At 75.6% G+C, this 16947-nt stretch carries 10 protein-coding genes and 2 pseudogenes; 8 read left to right on the forward strand and 4 right to left on the reverse strand.

Translation table 11 applies throughout. The features are described from left to right. Positions 1–54 precede the first annotated feature (54 nt). Complete coding sequence (locus DRB89_RS05965) at positions 55–441, reverse strand: hypothetical protein (RefSeq protein WP_112453228.1); 387 nt, start codon at positions 439–441, stop codon at positions 55–57. 340 nt (positions 442–781) lie between these two features. Here DRB89_RS05965 and DRB89_RS43640 point away from each other — a divergent pair, with 340 nt between their 5' ends. Next, complete coding sequence (locus DRB89_RS43640) at positions 782–958, forward strand: hypothetical protein (protein ID WP_204357649.1); 177 nt, start codon at positions 782–784, stop codon at positions 956–958. A gap of 148 nt (positions 959–1106) precedes the next feature. Beyond that, a complete protein-coding gene (locus tag DRB89_RS05970; RefSeq protein ID WP_112447226.1) occupies positions 1107–2090 on the forward strand; it encodes an NAD-dependent epimerase/dehydratase family protein in 984 nt (327 codons plus the stop codon). On the opposite strand, the gene DRB89_RS05975 is transcribed toward DRB89_RS05970, so the two are convergent. Further along, the gene (locus DRB89_RS05975) at positions 2076–3584 is read right to left on the reverse strand and encodes a lipase maturation factor family protein (protein ID WP_112447228.1); all 1509 of its coding nucleotides are present in this window, start codon (positions 3582–3584) and stop codon (positions 2076–2078) included. The genes DRB89_RS05970 and DRB89_RS05975 overlap by 15 nt on opposite strands. A gap of 70 nt (positions 3585–3654) precedes the next feature. Between DRB89_RS05975 and DRB89_RS46265 the strand changes: the two are divergent. Then, positions 3655–4491 (forward strand): annotated as a pseudogene (locus DRB89_RS46265) (DUF6777 domain-containing protein); the annotation flags it as partial. Positions 4492–4709: 218 nt separating this feature from the next. Here the strand turns inward: DRB89_RS46265 and DRB89_RS05985 are convergent. Then, positions 4710–5327, reverse strand: a pseudogene (locus DRB89_RS05985) (aldo/keto reductase); the annotation flags it as partial. A 237-nt stretch (positions 5328–5564) separates the two neighbouring features. On the opposite strand from DRB89_RS05985, the gene cseB reads away from it, so the two are divergent. The 5 genes from cseB (at position 5565) to DRB89_RS06010 (ending at position 14083) form a co-directional block, all read left to right on the forward strand. Continuing rightward, positions 5565–6299, forward strand: a complete 735-nt coding sequence (gene cseB, locus DRB89_RS05990; RefSeq protein WP_275435579.1) for a two-component system response regulator CseB — start codon at positions 5565–5567, stop codon at positions 6297–6299. Between the two features lie 71 nt (positions 6300–6370). Continuing rightward, positions 6371–7579, forward strand: a complete 1209-nt coding sequence (locus tag DRB89_RS05995; RefSeq protein WP_204358046.1) for a HAMP domain-containing sensor histidine kinase — start codon at positions 6371–6373, stop codon at positions 7577–7579. A gap of 166 nt (positions 7580–7745) precedes the next feature. Continuing rightward, on the forward strand, positions 7746–8528 hold the full coding sequence (locus DRB89_RS06000) for an ABC transporter ATP-binding protein (protein ID WP_112453565.1): 783 nt from the start codon (positions 7746–7748) through the stop codon (positions 8526–8528). A gap of 101 nt (positions 8529–8629) precedes the next feature. Continuing rightward, entirely contained in the window at positions 8630–11167 is a 2538-nt protein-coding gene (locus DRB89_RS06005; RefSeq protein WP_112449602.1) for an FtsX-like permease family protein, read from the forward strand. A 180-nt stretch (positions 11168–11347) separates the two neighbouring features. Further along, positions 11348–14083 (forward strand): LuxR family transcriptional regulator, encoded by a 2736-nt coding sequence (locus DRB89_RS06010; RefSeq protein ID WP_162688481.1) that lies wholly within the window; start codon positions 11348–11350, stop codon positions 14081–14083. 92 nt (positions 14084–14175) lie between these two features. Here DRB89_RS06010 and DRB89_RS06015 read toward each other — a convergent pair whose 3' ends face one another. After that, positions 14176–16728, reverse strand: a complete 2553-nt coding sequence (locus tag DRB89_RS06015; RefSeq protein ID WP_162688482.1) for an AfsR/SARP family transcriptional regulator — start codon at positions 16726–16728, stop codon at positions 14176–14178. Between the last annotated feature and the right edge of the window lie 219 nt (positions 16729–16947).

The raw sequence follows: 16947 nt of genomic DNA on the forward strand, positions 1-16947 counted from the left end.
TTCCCGTCGCGCCCCCGGCCCCTCCTTCCGAGAGGGGCCGGGGGCGCGCCGCGTTCAACCCGTTCGGTCGTACGCCCCCGCCGCGACCAGTTCCAGTACCGGGCGCCAGTCCTCGAGCACGCCCGCTTCCGGGCCGCTGCCCCGGCCGGTGTCGACCGCCAGCCTCAGGGCCTCGACGTCGGCGCCGGCGTCCGCGGGCGTTCCGGCGTCCGCGGGCGCTCCGGGACCCGGCGCTCCGGGACCCGGCGCCTGCAGCCGTACCAGCCGGGCCACCCGCTCGCCCAGGAGCGGGCGCAGCGCGCGCGCCGTAGGCTCGGCCCGACCCAGACCGTGCACCAGCCCGGCGACCTGGAGCTCCTTGTCGAAGGGGTGCGAGCGGCGCAGCGACGCCGCCGTGCGGAGCCCGTGGCCCGCCGCATGGCCGGCCAGCAGCAGATCCATCAGTTCCTCGACGCTTCCGACGACCGTCGGCACCTCGGACCCCGCCACTGACGCTCCCTCCGTCGCCCGACCGCATTTCACCCGTACGGCGCCGTCGAGCAGATCAGCCGTCCGTGGCGTACCGCCGTACGACTTACTGAATTCGCGGCGAAAACAAGCGGTCCAGCGTGGATTTTACCTTTCCATCGAGCGGGGGTCCGCTCATATGTGTACTGTGATCCGCATGAGAGCCCTACCCGGGCACTCGCTCCACCAAGGCGCCACCGCGTCCGGAAGCCCTTTATTCCTGTACCGGCTCGCGGTCCCGCCTGCCGGGTTACGCGACACAAAGGAGTGCGCGGTGACACCAGAACTGACGAAGACCGACCAGGCACCGAGAGAACGTACGGGGTCGAGGAGCAGCAAGCGCCCCGAGACGCTCGGCAACCTGGAGGTCTGGGCCCGGTCCGCCCCGATCCGCCTCGCGGGTTACGAGGACGACCTCGCTGAGCCGCACATCCTGCCCGGCATCGACTAGCCGCCGCAGTTCGAAGGCCTCTCCGGGCCCCCGCGCCGACGATCGGCGGCGGGGGCTCGGAAGTTCCCCGAAGCCGTACGCCGTCGGCGTCATCGCTGTGGGCGATCACGGGTTACGCACCCCCCGCGCACCGGGCACGCTGATCCACATGAAGCTGCTGATGCTGGGTGGGACCGAATTCGTCGGGCGCGCGATCACCGAAGACGCCCAGAGCCGCGGGTGGGAAGTGACGGTCTTCCACCGCGGGCACCACGCGCCCCCGCCGGGCACCAAGGCCCTGCACGGGGACCGCACCGCCCCCGACGGCCTGGCCGCCCTCGCCGAGGGGGAGTGGGACCTCGTCGCCGACACCTGGGGCGGAGCCCCCAGCGCCGTGCGCGACAGCGCCCGGCTGCTCGCCGGCCGGACCGGCCGGTACGCCTACATATCCAGCCGGTCGGTGTACTCCTACCCGGCCCCCGCCGGGCTCGACGAGGACGGCCCGCTCGTCGAGGGCTCGCCCGACGCAGAAGCCACCGACTACGCGCAGGACAAGCGCGGCGCCGAGATCGCCGCGGTGGACGCCTTCGGCGACCGCGCCCTGCTGGTCCGCGCCGGGCTCATCCTCGGCCCGTACGAGAACGTCGGCCGGCTGCCCTGGTGGCTGAACCGCACCGCGCGGGGCGGCCCCACGCTCGCCCCCGGCCGGCCCGGCCTCCCGCTCCAGTACGTCGACGTGCGGGACCTGGCGCGCTGGACCCTGGACGCGGCCGAAGCAGGGCTCGGCGGCCCGTACAACCTCGTGTCACCGGTCGGCCACGCCACGATGGGCAGCCTCCTCGAGGCCTGCGCGGCGGTGACCGGCGGCGCCGCGGAGCTGCGCTGGACCGAGCAGGCCCGGATCGAGGAAGCCGGCGTGGAACCCTGGACCGAGCTGCCGATCTGGGTCCACGAGGGCGAGCAGCACGACTTCATGTTCGGCGGGGACGTCGGCAAGGCGCTGGCGGCGGGCCTGAAGTGCCGGCCGGTCGAGGAGACCGTAGCCGACACCTGGACCTGGCTCCAGGAGCTGGGCGGAGTGGCCCCGCAGCGCCCCGACCGGCCGTCCAAGGGCATATCGCCGCAGCAGGAGGCCGCCCTACTCGGCCTCTGAGGCCCCCGGAGGTCCTGACGGCCCCGCCCGGCCGCCGTGGGAGCCGGGCGCGGCCGCGAGCCGGGTCGGCGGCATGTACTCGCGGACCAGCGTCCGGTGCCACCAGGCGCCCGTTTCGCGGAGCTCGCGCCAGGTGGTGAAGCGGTAGCGGTACAGCCGGGCCCGGACGTACCGCGGCGGGGCGTCCGGGAAGGGGTTGTGGCGGATCAGCCGCAAGGTGTCCCGGTCGCCCGCCAGCAGCCGCTCCACGAACGGCCCGAACCAGTCCCGTGCGTAGTCGGGGGAGAGCGCCGCGAACCACATGAGCCAGTCCAGGCGCAGGTGGTACGGGGCGAACTGGCGCGGCGTGCGGCGCACGTCGCCCGGCTTCCCCTTGAATCCGTACTCCCGCCAGGCGCCGTCCACGGCGGGCACCCGGTCGGCGGTGCCCTCCACCACCACCTCCTCGCGGATCCGGCCCACCGTGCCGAACGCCCCGTAGGAGTTGACCAGGTGGAGGGGGTCGAAGGACCGGTTCATCACCTGGCGGCGCGACAGCATGTTGGCCACCGGGTGCCGGCTGAGCACCAGCACCAGTGCGGTCAGCGCGCAGACCAGGACCGCGTACCAGAGCGGCCCCTCCCGGTGGGCGGCCTCCGGCGGCCTCCCCGCGTCCGCACCGGGCACGGGGAGCCAGGACAGCCGCGTGAAGTCGACGGCCGGGACGGCGAGCGCGATCGTCAGCCAGTTCAGCCAGGCGAAGTTCCCGGACAGCACCAGCCACAGCTGTGTCGCCACGATCGCCAGGGCCGCGTACGAGGCCACCGGCTGCGGGGCGAACAGCAGCACCGGGACGACCAGCTGGGTCACGTGGTTGGCGGCGCACTCCATCCGGTGCACCGGCTTCGGCAGATGGTGGAAGAACCAGCTCAGCGGCCCGGGCATCGGCTGCGTCTCGTGATGGAAGTACAGGCAGGTGAGCTTGCGCCAGCAGGCGTCGCCCCGCATCTTGATCAGCCCCGCGCCGAACTCGACCCGGAAGACCGCCCAGCGCAGCAGCCACAGCACCAGCACGGGCGGCCCGGTCCGCGCGTTGCCGAGGAAGACGGCCAGGAAGCCCGCCTCGAGGAGCAGCGACTCCCAGCCGAAGGAGTACCAGGTCTGCCCCACGTTCACGATGGACAGGTAGAGCAGCCACAGCACCGCCCACATCGCCATCGCCGCGCCGAGCGGCACGGCGTCCCCGGCCCCCGCCGCGAGCGCCGCCGCGAGCGCCGCCCCCGTCCAGGCGCAGGCGGCGAAGAACCGGTCGGAGTAGTGCAGCCGGAACAGGCTCGGGGCGCGCCGCGGCGGCACGTGCCGCACGTGCCGCGGCACGGGCAGCATGCCGTGCGCCCCGATCAGTGCCCGGAACTGCAGGGCGGCCCCGGCGAAGGCGGCGAGGTAGACGCCGGCCAGGGCCCGCTGGAAGATCAGCCGACCCAGCCAGTATTCGGGCGCCGTGAACCAGTCCATCCCCTCGAGTATCCGGCGCGGCCGCTGCCCGCGGCCACCCCGGGGGACCGGCCCAGAGGGTGTCTTGAGCATGTTGACGGCGGGGTGGCCCGCGCGTTCCCCCGGTTGCGGGGGCCGCCCGCATGCGGCAGACAAGAGGGAGCAACCGGGGCGAAAAGGGAGATGCAACGTGCACGCACCGACACCTCGTCAGGCGCCGCGTCGTCACGCACCGGCCCGTGCGGCCCTCTTCACCGTCCTCGGACTGCTCGCCGCGGCCTGCGGGGCCTCCGGCGACGAGGGGCAGACCAAGGGCCCCGCCGCCGAGAGCCAGGAGGTCCACCTCCAGCCCGTGGCCTCGGCAGGCCCCGATCCCTTCACGACCTCCTCCGCCACCGGCGAGTCGGCACCCGTCCAGCCCCCGCTGCCCAACGCGACCGGCCGGGGCATCCGTACCGTCAACGCGGCCACCCCCGGCCTGTACGGCGGAACGCAGCGTCTCGGAAGCTGCGACGTCGAGGCGCAGGTCCAGTCCCTCACCGAGGACGACGCCAAGGCCCGGGCCTTCGCCCAGGCCGCCCAGGTGGAGCAGGAGGGCATCCCCGAGTTCCTGCGCGGTCTCACCCCGGTGGTGCTGCGCGCCGACACCCGGGTGACCAACCACGGCTTCGCCGGCGGCGGCCCGACCGCCTTCCAGTCCGTCCTGCAGGCGGGCACCGCCGTCCTCGTGGACGGCCACGGAATGCCCCGCGTCCGCTGCGCCTGCGGAAACCCGCTGCTCGCACCGCGTGCGGCCAAGGGCGCCCCGGTGCTCAAGGGCGACGCCTGGGCGGGCTACCAGCCCGCCCAGGTCGTCGTCATCGAACCGACCGTGCAGGTGATCAACAACCTGGTCATCGTCAACATGGCCGACAACACCTGGCTCGAGCGCAAGACCGGCGACGACGGCGCCCAGGACCGCGCGCCCCAGGTGCCGCCGCCCTTCGACCCGGCCGCCGGCATCCCCGCCGGACCCGCGACCCCGCCCGGGACGACGCCCGCCGATCCCTGCCCGACCCCGGACAGCAACAGCCTCGCCCGCACCGCGCCGCCCACGCCGCCCGGCACCTCCAGCCCCGGCCAGGCCCCCGGCGGCTGGGCGGGGGTGTTCAGGGTGGTGAGTTCGTCGGCCGAGAGGCGGAGGGTGGCGGCGGCCACGTTCTGGGCGAGGTGGCCCGGGTCTCCGGTGCCGGGGATGGCGAGGACGTGGGGGCCCTGGTGCAGGGTCCAGGCCAGCCGGATCTGGGCCGCGCCCACCCCGTGGGCGCGGGCGACGGCGTCCACCTCCGGGCTGTCGTCGGTGGTCGCGCCGGCCGTGCGGCCGGCGCCGGCGATCGAGTAGAACGGCACGAACGCGATGCGCTGTTCACCGCAGATGTGCAGGAGCTCCTCCTGTTCGGGGGAGGCGCCGATGCCGTACATGTTCTGGACGCACACCACCGGCGCGATGGCCAGGGCCTCGGCGAGGTGGTGGGGGCGGACGTTGGACAGGCCCAGGTGGCGGATGAGGCCGGCCTCGCGCAGTTCGGCGAGTGCGCCGAAGCGTTCGGCGATCGAATCGGTGCCGACGATGCGCAGGTTCACCACGTCGAGGTGGTCGAGGCCGAGCTGGCGCAGGTTCTCCTCGACCTGGCCGCGCAGCTGCCCGGGGGTGGCGTGCGGCAGCCACTCTCCCGAGGGGTCGCGGCCCGGTCCGACCTTGGTGGCGATGACGAGGTCGTCCGGGTCATGGGGGCGTGGTTCCCGCGCGGCGGGCCTCGCGCCATTGATTCGGCCCTGCCTGAATCCTTCGGCTGCCGTCCGGGCGTCCCGGCGTTTGTATCGGTCGGGCATCCGGGAGCGCTCGGTTGTCCCTCGGACCGTGCGACACCGGTGCCGTGCCCGGTTTCTGGCCTATCGTTCTTTATCGGCCACCGGGTTCTCTTGGACCGCCCGGCCCTTGCGAACAGGAGTCGTCCGCCCGTGTCCGTGCCCGTCCCGGCCCCCGCGCCGCCCGTCCGCGTGCTGCTCGTGGAGGACGACGACCTGATGCGCCGGTCCTTCGCCGTCGCCCTGGAGCGCTACGGCTACCGGGTGCGGGTCGCCGCCGACGGACTCACGGGCCTCGAGCTCTTCCGCGACGAGGACTTCGACCTGCTGGTCCTGGACGTGATGCTGCCCGGCCTGGACGGGATCGGCCTGTGCCGCAGGATCCGGGAGACCAGCCTGGTGCCCGTCCTGATGATGTCGGCCCGCGGCGACGGGCTCGACGTCGTCTCCGGTCTGGAGGCGGGGGCGGACGACTACGTGGTCAAGCCCGTGGACACCTACGTGCTCGTGGCGCGCATCCGCTCGCTGCTGCGGCGGGCGACCTACGCGCCCGCACCGGCACCCGGGCGGGCCGCGGACGGGGAGCCCGGGCCGGCCGAGGGGCGGACGCTGGTCTTCGGCGACCTGGCCATCGACACCGGCGGCCTGGAGGTGTCCGTCTCCGGGAGCCCGGTGGCGCTGACCCCGACCGAGCTGAAGCTGCTGCTGGAGTTCGCCGCCCATCCGGGCATCGTGCTGGAGCGGCACACCCTGCTGCGCAACGTCTGGGACTACGGCTGGGACGGCGACAGCCGGGTCGTGGACCTGTGCGTGCAGCGGCTGCGCGGCAAGCTGGGCCGGGACCGGATCGAGACGGTCCGCGGCTTCGGCTACAAGCTCAGGCGGTGAGCGAGGTGAGCGAGGTGAGCGAGGTGGGCGCTGTGGCCCCCTCCGGCGGCCCGCGGCCGCGCCGCCTTCCCCTGCGCTGGAGGATCGCCGTACTGGCCGCGGCCACGGCATGCCTGGTCGCGGCGGCGGTGGGCGTGCTCGTCCACCTCTGGACCGCGCAGGACATCCGCGCCCGGGCCGAGGCCCGGGCCTTCAACACCGTCTACTCGGCCATGAGCACCTACCGGAGCACCGGAACCCTCGCGGACGGCGCCGCGCTCGATCCGGCCGGGCTGCCCGCCGCGCTGCGGGACCCGGACGACGGTGAGCGCCACACCGCCCACGACGGGCACATCGAGGGCAACGCGGGGCCGAGCGTCTGGGGGGCCCAGCGCGTCGGCGGACCCGGCAGCCCGGTCCTCGCCGTCCGGATGAACATGAGCTCGGAACTCCACGAGCTGCGCCGGCTCGACGCGACCATGGCGGTGGCCTCGCTGATCGCCCTCGCGGCGGCCACGCCCCTGGCGGTCTGGGGAGCCGGCCTGCTCGGCCGCCGGCTGCGGCAGGTCTCCGAGACCGCGGGCCGGATCTCCGCCGGGGACCTGGACGCCCGTACCGGGCCCACCAAGGGCCGCGACGAGGTGGACGACATCGCGGCCACCGTCGACCTGATGGCCGACACCCTCGGCCGCCGGCTGCGCGACGAGCGCCGGTTCACCGCGGACGTGGCCCACGAGCTGCGCACGCCCGTCGGCGGTCTGCTGGCCACCGCCGACCTGCTGCCGGCCGGCGAGACGGAGGACCTGCTCCGGGGCCGGGTGCGCGATCTGCGCGGCCTGGTCGAGGACCTCCTGGAGATCTCCCGCCTGGACGCCGGAGCCGAACGGCCGGTCCACGCCCGCGTCCCCCTCGGCGCGGTCGTCGCCGAGGCCGTGGCCCGCACCGGATTCGAGGTCACCCTCGCCGACGCGGAGCCGGACCGGACCGTGGAGACCGATCCGCGCCGCCTCGAACGGATCGTCGCCAATCTCGTCGTCAACGCCCACCGGCACGGACGGACCCCGGTGCGGGTCACCGTGGGGGACCGCACCGTCGTCGTGCGCGACCACGGCCCCGGCTTCCCCGAGGACCTGCTGCGCGACGGCCCGCGCCGCTTCCGGACGGGCGCGGCGGAGCGCGGATCGGGCCACGGCCTGGGGCTGACCATCGCCCTGGGGCAGGCCGGGCTGCTCGGCGCCGAGCTCCGCTTCGCCAACGCGCCGGACGGCGGGGCCGTCGCCACCCTGAGCCTGCCGGGCTGACCGGTACCGGTACCGGTACCGGTACCGGCCGCGGCTCCGGTCGGCCCGGCACCGGCACAACCGATACGAAGCCGAGCGGGTACCGGTACACGGCCGCGCCGGATCCCGATACGCGCCCCGGACACCCTTCGAAGTGCACCCCGCCGCACCCGAAGAGGAGTCCTCCGTGACCGCCGCACCGCTTGCCCCGTACGCGCCCCACACGCCGGCCGGGATCGCGGCCGCCACCGAAGACCTGACGAAGGTCTACGGCAGCGGCGACACCCGCGTCGTCGCGCTGGACCGCGTCAGCGTCGAGTTCCGGGAGGGCGGGTTCACCGCGATCATGGGCCCCTCCGGCTGCGGCAAGTCCACGCTGATGCACTGCGCCGCCGGGCTCGACTCGGTGAGCTCCGGGTCCGTGCGGATCGGCACCACCGAGCTGAGCACGCTCGACGACCGGCAGCTCACCGTGTTGCGCCGCGACCGGGTCGGGTTCGTCTTCCAGGCGTTCAACCTGCTGCCGACGCTGACCGCGCTGGAGAACATCACCCTCCCGCTGACCATCGCCGGCCGCCGGCCCGACCGGCGGTGGCTGGACCGCGTGGTCGCCATGGTCGGCCTCTCCCAGCGCCTGGACCACCGGCCCGGACAGCTGTCCGGCGGACAGCAGCAGCGGGTCGCGGTGGCCCGCGCCCTGGTCTCCCGGCCCGCGATCGTCTTCGGTGACGAGCCCACCGGCAACCTCGACTCCCGTGCCGGGGCCGAAGTCCTCGGCTTCCTGCGGGACTCGGTGCGCGAACTGGGCCAGACCGTGGTCATGGTCACCCACGACCCCGTCGCCGCCGCCTACGCCGACAGCGTGGTCTTCCTCTCCGACGGCCGCCTGGTCGACGAGATGGCGCGGCCCACCGCGGAGCGGGTCCTGGACCGGATGAAGGCGTTCGACGTCGGCCCGCGCACCAGCTGACCCGCCCCGCCCCAGGCCCGTCCCCGGCCCGTCTGTGCCGTGCCCCCGCACCAGCCGACCGCTCGCAGCCGCCGAGCCCGTCTCCCAGGAACCGCACCCCCATGCTCCGTACCGCACTGCGCAACGTGTTCGCGTACAAGGCACGCCTGTTGACGACCGCGTTCGCGGTCATGCTCGGCGTCACCTTCATCACCGGCAGCCTCGTCTACGGCGACAGCCACCAGCAGGCCGCCGTCGACCGGGCGGTGGCCGGCTACGACCGCATCTCGCTCGACGTCGCACCCGACACGGTGCCCGGCCGCCCGCCGGCCACCCTCGACGCCCGCACCGCGGCCGTCCTGGCCGAAGTGCCCGGCGTCGCCGCCGTCGCGGGCCGCGTCAGCGGGTTCGCCGCGGTCCCCGACCGCGAGGGCCGGCTGCTGGGGGACGGCGCGTCCCGCCGGGGCGGCAACTTCGCCCCGGGCAAGGACGGCGGCGACCCCGCCTACCGGTTCACCGAGGGGTCCGGTCCGACCGGCGAGCACTCCGTCGCCCTCGACGAGGACTCCGCCGCCGAGGGCGGCTACCGCGTCGGCGACACCGTACGGGTCGCCGCGAACACCGGCGCCGCCTCGTACACGCTCAGCGGCGTCTTCCGCACCGATGCGTCCAAGCGGCCCGCCGGGGGCAGCCTGACGCTGTTCGGCGACGCCGCCGCCCAGAAGCTGTTCCTCGCACCCGGCGCCTACACGAACATCGAGATCACGGCCGCACCCGGCACCGATGCGGGCCGGCTCCTGGGCGCCGTCGAGAAGGTGCTGCCCGAGGGCACCAGCGCGGTCACCGGGGCCCAACTCGCCAGGCTCCAGGCGAACCTCGCCTCCAGCGACAGCGACACCATGAGCCAGATCATGGTGGGCTTCGCGGCGGTCGCCCTCTTCGTGTCCGCCTTCCTCATCTCCAACACCTTCACCATGCTGGTCTCCCGACGCACCAGGGAGCTGGCGCTGATGCGGGCCGTCGGCGCCACGCGCCGACAGGTGCGCCGCGGCCTGCTGGCCGAGTCCGCCCTCGTCGGCCTGATCGCCTCCGTGGCCGGCATCGCCGCCGGCACCGGGGTCGCCGCCCTGCTCCAGGCGCTGTTCGCCGCCGCCGGCGCCCCGGAGGCACCGCTGGTCCTCCTCCCGTCCACCGTGCTCATCGCGCTGGCGGCCGGCACCGCGCTGCCGGTGATCGCCGCGTGGCTCCCGATCCGCCGGGCCATGGCCATCCCGCCCGTCGCCGCGCTCGGCGCGGCCGAGCCCGCGGAGCCCGCGCGCACCGGCTCCCCGCGCACCGCCGCCGGCGCCGCGCTCGTGCTGTGCGGCACCGCCGCCGTGCTGTACGGGGCCCTGCCCGCCGGGCAGGACGCCATGGACGCCCGGACCGTCATCGGTCTCGGCGCCGCCCTGACCCTGGTCGGGGCGACCGTCCTGATCCCGCTCCTGTCCCGGCCGTTCGTCGCGCTGCTCAGGCCGCTGCTGACGCGGCTGAGCCCGGTCCACGGCGACCTCGCCGCCCGCAACACCGTGCGCGATCCGCGCCGTACCGGCGCCACCGCCGCCGCGCTCGCCATCGCGCTGGCCCTGGCCTCGGGGCTGTCCGTGCTCGGCGCCTCCGCCACGCGGTACCTCGACGGCGCGACCACCCGGGACCTCGCCGCCGACTACCTGGTGAAGGGAGCCTCGGGCGGCCAGCGGATGACCCCCGCCACCGCCGAGCCCCTGAAGGGGCTGCCCGGCGCCGCGTACAGCCCGCTCAACCAGTCGACCCAGTACCGGATCGGCGGCGTCCCCTCCGTCCTGACCGGCGTCGACCCCGCCACCATCGGCCGCCTGCTGCGCTACGACGTGGTCGAGGGATCCCTCGACGGCCTGGCCGAAGGACGGGTCGCCGTGGCCGACTTCAAGGCCCGGGCGAACGGCTGGAAGGTCGGCCAGACCCTCCCCGTGGAGCGGCTGGACCAGCACGGCACCGTCACCATCGGCGCCGTCTACCACGCGGACGAGCAGAGCAACCTGCTGCCGAGCATCACCGCGCCCGACTCCCTCGTCGCCCGCTACGACTCCGCGCCGACCACCGACTCGATCGTCGTGGACGTGCCGGGCGGACCGGGCAGGGCCGGGCTCGCGAGCATCGTCAAGGCGCTCGGCGACAACCCCGCCCTGTCCGTCCTCGACGAGGACGCCATCCGGGCCGAGGACACCAGCGGCATCGGCGACCAGCTGAACGTCTTCCACGCCCTGCTCAGCATGGCCCTGGTCATCGCGGCGCTGGGCATCGCCAACACCCTGGCCCTGTCCGTCCTCGAACGGGGCAAGGAGATCGGCACGCTCCGCGCCATCGGGATGGAGCGCGCCGGAGTGTCCCGGATGATCCGTACGGAAGCCCTGCTCGTCGGCGCGCTGGGCGCGGTCGTCGGCACCGTCATGGGCGTCTTCACCGGCTGGGCGCTGGGCCGCACCCTCGCCGAGAGCGTCGCCGGCTACGCCCTGGTCGTCCCCTGGGGACGACTCGCCCTCGGCGTGCTGCTCGCCCTGGCCGGCGCGCTGCTCGCCTCGCTCTGGCCGGCCCGCCGGGCGGCCCGCGTGGACATCCCCGCGGCGACGGCGGCGCAGTAGGACGGGCGCGGGGCCCGGAAGGCCCCGCAAGGCCCCGCGGGGCCCCGCCGGGCCCCGCCGGGCCCCGTTGGGCAGTTGCTGCCGCGCAGGTTGTGGCCAGCGGTTTCCCCTGATGCTCCGCCGCCGTGGTTCCTAACGTGGCTCCACGGCAGTGCAGGGCGATCGGGGGAGGCTGCTGTGGTGTTCTGGCACAAGGACGACGCGTTCGCGCGGTTGGACATGATGCTCAAGGCGTGCGAATCGGGCGGGGCGGGCGTCGCGCTCGTGGAGGGGCCCGCCGGATGCGGGAAGTCCGAGCTGGTGCAGGAGTTCGCGGACCTGGCCGTGCGGGGCGGGGTCACGGTCCTGCGGGCCGCCGGGACGCCCGGCGAGCAGGGCGCGGAGCACGCGGTGCTGCGCCGGCTCCTCGCGGCGCTGCCGGCGGGCACGCTGCCGCCGGGCACGCTGCCGGCGGGCGAAGGGGCCGCGTCGGCCGATGCGTTCGAGGAGGCGCTGCGGGAGCTCACCGGCCGGGGCGCCGTCATGGTGTGCGTCGATGACCTGCACCACGCGGACGCCGCCTCGCTCGACCACCTGCTGCACCTGGCGCGCTCCCTGCGGGGCGTACCGCTGCTGATGGTCCTCGCGCAGTCGCCCGGCCAGGGCGGCGCGCAGAACTCCCGGGCCCGTACGGAGCTCCTGCGGCATCCGGGCTTCGGCTGGATCCGGCTCGGCTGCCTCGACCTCGCCGCCACCGCCGAGGTGCTGGCCCGGCACACCGGCGCGCCGGTCTCCGACACCTTCGCCGAGCACCTGCACCGGATCACCGGAGGCAACCCGCTGCTACTCAAGGCGCTGCTCACCGAGTACCCCGTACCGGTGCGCGGGGCCCGCAGATGGCCCGCGCCGCTGCCCGGCGGCCCGTTCGCCGAGGCCGTCGCGGTCTGCCTGCGGCGCAGCGGACCCGAGGCGCGCCGGCTCGCCGCGGCCATCGCCGTACTCGGCGAGGACGCCACCGCCGGCCTCGTCCGCGAGCTCGCCGGCACCACGGTCCACGCGGCCCGGGGCGCCCTGTCCGTCCTGGACGGCACCGGGCTCACCGACGGGTACCGGCTGCGGCACCCGGCCGCCGCCGCGACCGTGCTGGACGACGCGGACCCGGCCGAACGCGCCCGTCTGCACGGGAAGGCGGCCCGCGCCCTGCACGACGGGCAGGCCGGCGCGGGGGTGGTGGCCGGGCACCTGCTCGCCGCCGCCGACCTGCCCGGGTCGTGTGAGGCGGCCGAGGGCTGGGCGGTGCCCGCGCTGCGCGAGGCGGCCCGCCGGGCCCTGCTCGACGACGACTGGTCGTACGCCGCCTCCTGCCTGACCCGCGCCCGCGCACTGTGCGCGCAGGAGCCCCTGCGCCTGGACATCGACCTGCAGCTCGCCGCCGTCACCTGGCGCGGCGACCCCGCCGCCGCCGAGGCGTGCCTGGCCGCTCCGCTGGCCGCGATGCGGGCCGGGGCCCTGACGTCCGCCCAGGCGGGCCAGCTGGCCCGGCTGCTCGTCTCGCAGGGCCGGATCGAGAGCGCCGCCGAGACCTTCGAGCGCACCGCCCCGCGCCCCCCCGACAGCACCGAGGGGGAGCAGCCGCCCGCGCCGCGGGAGGACCCGCTGCGCCAGCTCTACGCGCTGCCGCCCGCCGGCGGCCGGGACCAGGCCGCGGCGGCCCCGGGCCGGCTGCGCGACTGCGCCGCGCTGTGGGCGCACCCGGGCGGCACGGCCGGCGACCTCGCGGCCGTGGAACGGCTGCTGAAGGCCACCCCGCTCGCGCACACCACCTTCGACCCGCTCGCCCAGGCCGTCCGCACCCTGCTCCACGCCGACCAGGCGGACCGGGCCGCGGCATGGAGCCAGAAGCTCCGGGCGCAGACCGATCCGGTGCGCACTCCCGGCTGGTACGCGGCGTTCGGGCACCTGTACGCCGAGGCGCTGCTGCGCACCGGCGACCTGGAGGGCGCGGCGCGGGAAGCGGCCGCGGCCGTGAACGCCGTCGCGGGACGCGGATCGGTGTTCCTCTTCGCGCCCCTGGCCACCGAGGTGCTGGCGCTCACCGCCATGGGCCGCTACGACGAGGCCGCGCGCCGCCTGGAACTGCCGGTCCCCGAGGAGCTGTTCGCCGGTGTGCACGCCATCGGCTACCTGCGGGCCCGCGGCCACTACTACCTGGCCACGCACCGGCCGCAGGCCGCGGTCGGCGAGTTCCTCGACGCGGGCCGCCTCGCCCGCCGGTGGAACCTGGACCGGCCCCGGTTCGCCCCGTGGCGCACCGACGCCGCCGAGGCCCTGATCCAGCTGGGCGAGCACCGGCAGGCCGACCGGTTCGTGGCCGAGCAGCTGTCGATGGCGGAGGTGCGCAGCCCGCGCGTGCACGGGGTCTCCCTGCGGCTGCGCGCCGCGGTGGGCGAGCCCGCCCAGCGGCCCAAGGTGCTGGGCCGGGCCGTGGAGGAGCTGCGCGGCTCCGGGGACCGCCTCGAACTGGCGCGGGCCCTGGCCGATCTGGGCCGCTCCCTGCAGCTGGTCGGCGAGGGCACCCGGGCCGGGATGGTCACCCGGCGGGCCTGGCAGCTCGCCGCGGACTGCGGGGCCGGTCCGCTGTGCGAGCAGATCCTGCCGGGGCAGACCCGGGTGGTGCCCTCGGCCGCGGCCGAGGACCGGGCCCCGGTGGGGGACGCGAGCCGGCTCAGCGAGTCGGAGCGCAGGGTGGCGGCGCTGGCCGCGTACGGGTACACGAACCGGGAGATCTCGGGGAAGCTCTACATCACCATGAGCACGGTGGAGCAGCACCTGACCCGCGCGTACAAGAAGCTGAACATCACCCGCCGGCAGGAGCTCCCGATGGACCTGCAGATGGACCCGCAGGCGGAGGAGCGCGAGTCGGCGAAGGCGGGCTGAGCGGGCCGCCCGGGAACGGGGAGCGGGAACGCGAGGGGGGCGCTGCCATCGGCAGCGCCCCCCTTTCCTTTCCGTTCCGGTCGTCCCCGGCCTCAGCCCGTCGTGGCCCGGGCCCGCCAGACCCCGGGGCGGACCTCCGACCAGTCCGCGCGGTGCTCGCCGCCGTCCAGCCGGTTCAGCCAGCGCCGGGCGTAGGACTCCAGACGCCGGTCACCCAGCGCCGAGGCCAGGGTCAGGCACTGGCGGAAGTGCGTCTCGGCCGCGCCGGGGACCCGGGTCTCCACGGCCAGCAGGCCCTGCACCCGGCTCAGTTCCCAGCGGCCCCGGACGTCCTGGGGCACCTCGTCGAGCATCGGGTCCAGGAGCTGCGCCGCACCGGCCAGCTCGCCCTCGTCCAACCGCAGGTCGACCAGGCCGGCCAGGGCCCGCACCCGCTCGGGGGCGGTCTCGGCGGCCGCGACGGGTCCGGCGCTCTCGACGGCGCGCAGCGCCTGCCGGTAGTGGTCCCCGGCCTCCGCCAGGCGCCGGCACTGCCAGGCCAGATCGCCGAGCGAGCGCAGCAGCCGTGCTTCGGCGGCGGCGTCGCCGAGCCGCCGGGCCGCGTCCAGGGCCGCCGTGTGGCAGCGCTCCCACAGCTCCCAGGCGGCCAGGGCCTCCAGGAAGGGCGCCATGCCGTCCGCCAGCCGGACCGTCTGCGGCCACAGCCCGGCGCGGTGTGCCCGTACGAGGGCGTCCGCCAGCTCCGGACCCCGCAGCTCGAACCACTGCAGGGGGTGCAGCCCGTCCAGGTGTCCGGCGTGCTGCGCCGCCTCCAGCTCGCCGGCCAGCACCTCGCACAGCCGGGCCGTGGCCCCGTGCGCGACCGTGGCCGGCTCCTCCTCGGCGAGCCGTTCGGCCGCCAGCAGCCCGAGCAGCTCGGGCAGCCGGTAGCCGCCCTCGGGCAGGGCCAGCAGCAGGCCCGCCGCCACCAGGGACTCCAGGGATTCCCCGGTGTCGGCGGGCCGCGCCGACACCGGCCCGAGGACGGCGGCCGCGGTGTCCGCACTGAACGGGCCCGCGGGTACGGCGCCCAGCAGCCGGAACGCGGCCCGGTCGGCCTCGGCCGCCTCCGCGTAGGCCGCGCGCAGTACCCCGTAGCACTCCTCGTCCGCCGCGCGCAGCTCCGTGAGCCGGCTCCGCGGCGCCCGCAGCCGGTCGGCCAGGGTGGCGGTGGTCCAGCGCGGGTGCGAGGCCAGCTGCGCGGCGACCGCCCGCAGGGCCAGCGGCAGCCCGCCGCACAGCTCGGTGAGCTCCGCGCTCGCCTCGTCGTCCGCGAGCAGGGCGCGGCCCGCGGCCGGCCCGAGCGGGCCGAGCGGCAGGGCCTGTACGCCGAGCGCGGCCATGCCGCGGGGCAGCCCGCGGCAGGTGGCCAGGACCACGCAGTGCGCCGCCGCGGCCAGCAGCGGACGCAGCTGCGCCGCCGAGGCCACGTCGTCCAGGACCAGCAGGATCCGGCGGCCCTCCGTCAGGCGCAGCAGCAGCGCCGTGAGTTCGTCCTCGGTCTTGGGGAGCGTGCCGGTGGTGCCGAAGGCCCGCAGTGCGGCGGCCAGCGCGTCGGCGCCGGCCGGCCGGGCGCCCGTACCGGTGCGCAGCCGCACCAGGACCCGGCCGTCGGGGAAGGCCGCGGCGGCCCGCTGCGCGGCGGCGGCGGCCAGGGCCGTCTTGCCCGCCCCGGCCGGGCCGCTGACCAGCACGCAGCCGCCGGCCTGTGCGCCCTCCAGCCGGGCCGCGAGCTCGCCGAGCTCCGCGTCGCGGCCGGTGAACAGCGGGTCGGGCTGCGGGAGTTCGATCACGGGAAGGTCGGGAAGGCCGGGCGCCCGGGCGGCCGCGGAAGCCCCGGCCGCGGTGGCGGCCGAGGGGCGCAGCAGCGCGGGGTCGCCGGTCAGGATGCGGCTGTGCAGCTGCTGGATCTGCCGGCCCGGCTCGATGGCCAGGTCGTCGACGAGGGTGCGGCGCAGCGTGGCGAAGGTCCCCAGGGCGTCGGCCTGCCGGCCGGTGCGGTAGAGGGCCACCATGAGATGCGCGTGGAATTCCTCGTGCATCGGCAGCTCGGCGGTCAACGCCCGCAGCTCGCCCAGCAGTTCCTGGTGGCGGCCCAGCTGGAGCTCGGCGCGCACCCGCTGTTCCAGCGCGCCCGTGCGGACCTCGCTGAGCCGCACGGCCATGCTGTCCAGCAGCGAGCCGTGCGGGGTGTCCGACAGCAGCGGGCCGCGCCACAGCGCCAGGGCCTGGTGCTGCAGTTCGGCGGCGCCGGCGTGGTCGCCGGCCGCCAGCGCCTCGCGGCCCCGGGCGTGCAGGTCCTCGAAGACCGAGAGGTCCAGCTGGCCGGGGTCGAGGCGGAACAGGTAGCCGGGCGAGCGGGTCAGCAGGAGCTCGTCGCCGCCCTGCGGATCGGCGTCCCGGAGCATCTTGCGCAGCTGCGATATGTACACCTGGAGCGTGGTCATCGCGGTGCGCGGCGGATGCTCGCCCCACAGCTCGTCGATGAGGCTGTCGACGGAGACGACCTCGTTGACGCGGACCAGCAGGGTCGCCAGGACCACGCGCACCTTCGCGGCGCGCGGAGTCAGCACCCGCACGTCCGGTCCGGCCGAACGCACTTCCATGGGACCGAGAACCCGAAAACGCATGTGAACCCCCCCGCTCACTTGGTCCACCCACTCTAGGGCGGGCGGACCCCCGCACTTCGGACAGGCACCCCCCTATTTCCGCCCCGCCGGCGCGGCAGCCGCAAGGGCTGCTTTAGCCCCCGCGGGCAGGATGCGGCACCTGGGAGAAGGGGCACACGGCGCCCCGTCGGTGTCCCGGGTACGGCGCGAAGGGGC

This window comes from Streptomyces sp. ICC4, from assembly GCF_003287915.1.
In the GTDB taxonomy this organism is placed as follows: domain Bacteria; phylum Actinomycetota; class Actinomycetes; order Streptomycetales; family Streptomycetaceae; genus Streptomyces; species Streptomyces tritrimontium.

Bases quoted from the DNA above. Each gene is read 5' to 3' on its own strand.
- DRB89_RS06015 (WP_162688482.1), bottom strand. From the start codon at position 16,728: ATGGAAGTGCGTTCGGCCGGACCGGACGTGCGGGTGCTGACTCCGCGC.
- DRB89_RS05965 (WP_112453228.1), bottom strand. From the start codon at position 441: ATGGATCTGCTGCTGGCCGGCCATGCGGCGGGCCACGGGCTCCGCACG.
- DRB89_RS05970 (WP_112447226.1), top strand. From the start codon at position 1,107: ATGAAGCTGCTGATGCTGGGTGGGACCGAATTCGTCGGGCGCGCGATC.
- DRB89_RS06005 (WP_112449602.1), top strand. From the start codon at position 8,630: ATGCTCCGTACCGCACTGCGCAACGTGTTCGCGTACAAGGCACGCCTG.
- DRB89_RS05975 (WP_112447228.1), bottom strand. From the start codon at position 3,584: ATGGACTGGTTCACGGCGCCCGAATACTGGCTGGGTCGGCTGATCTTC.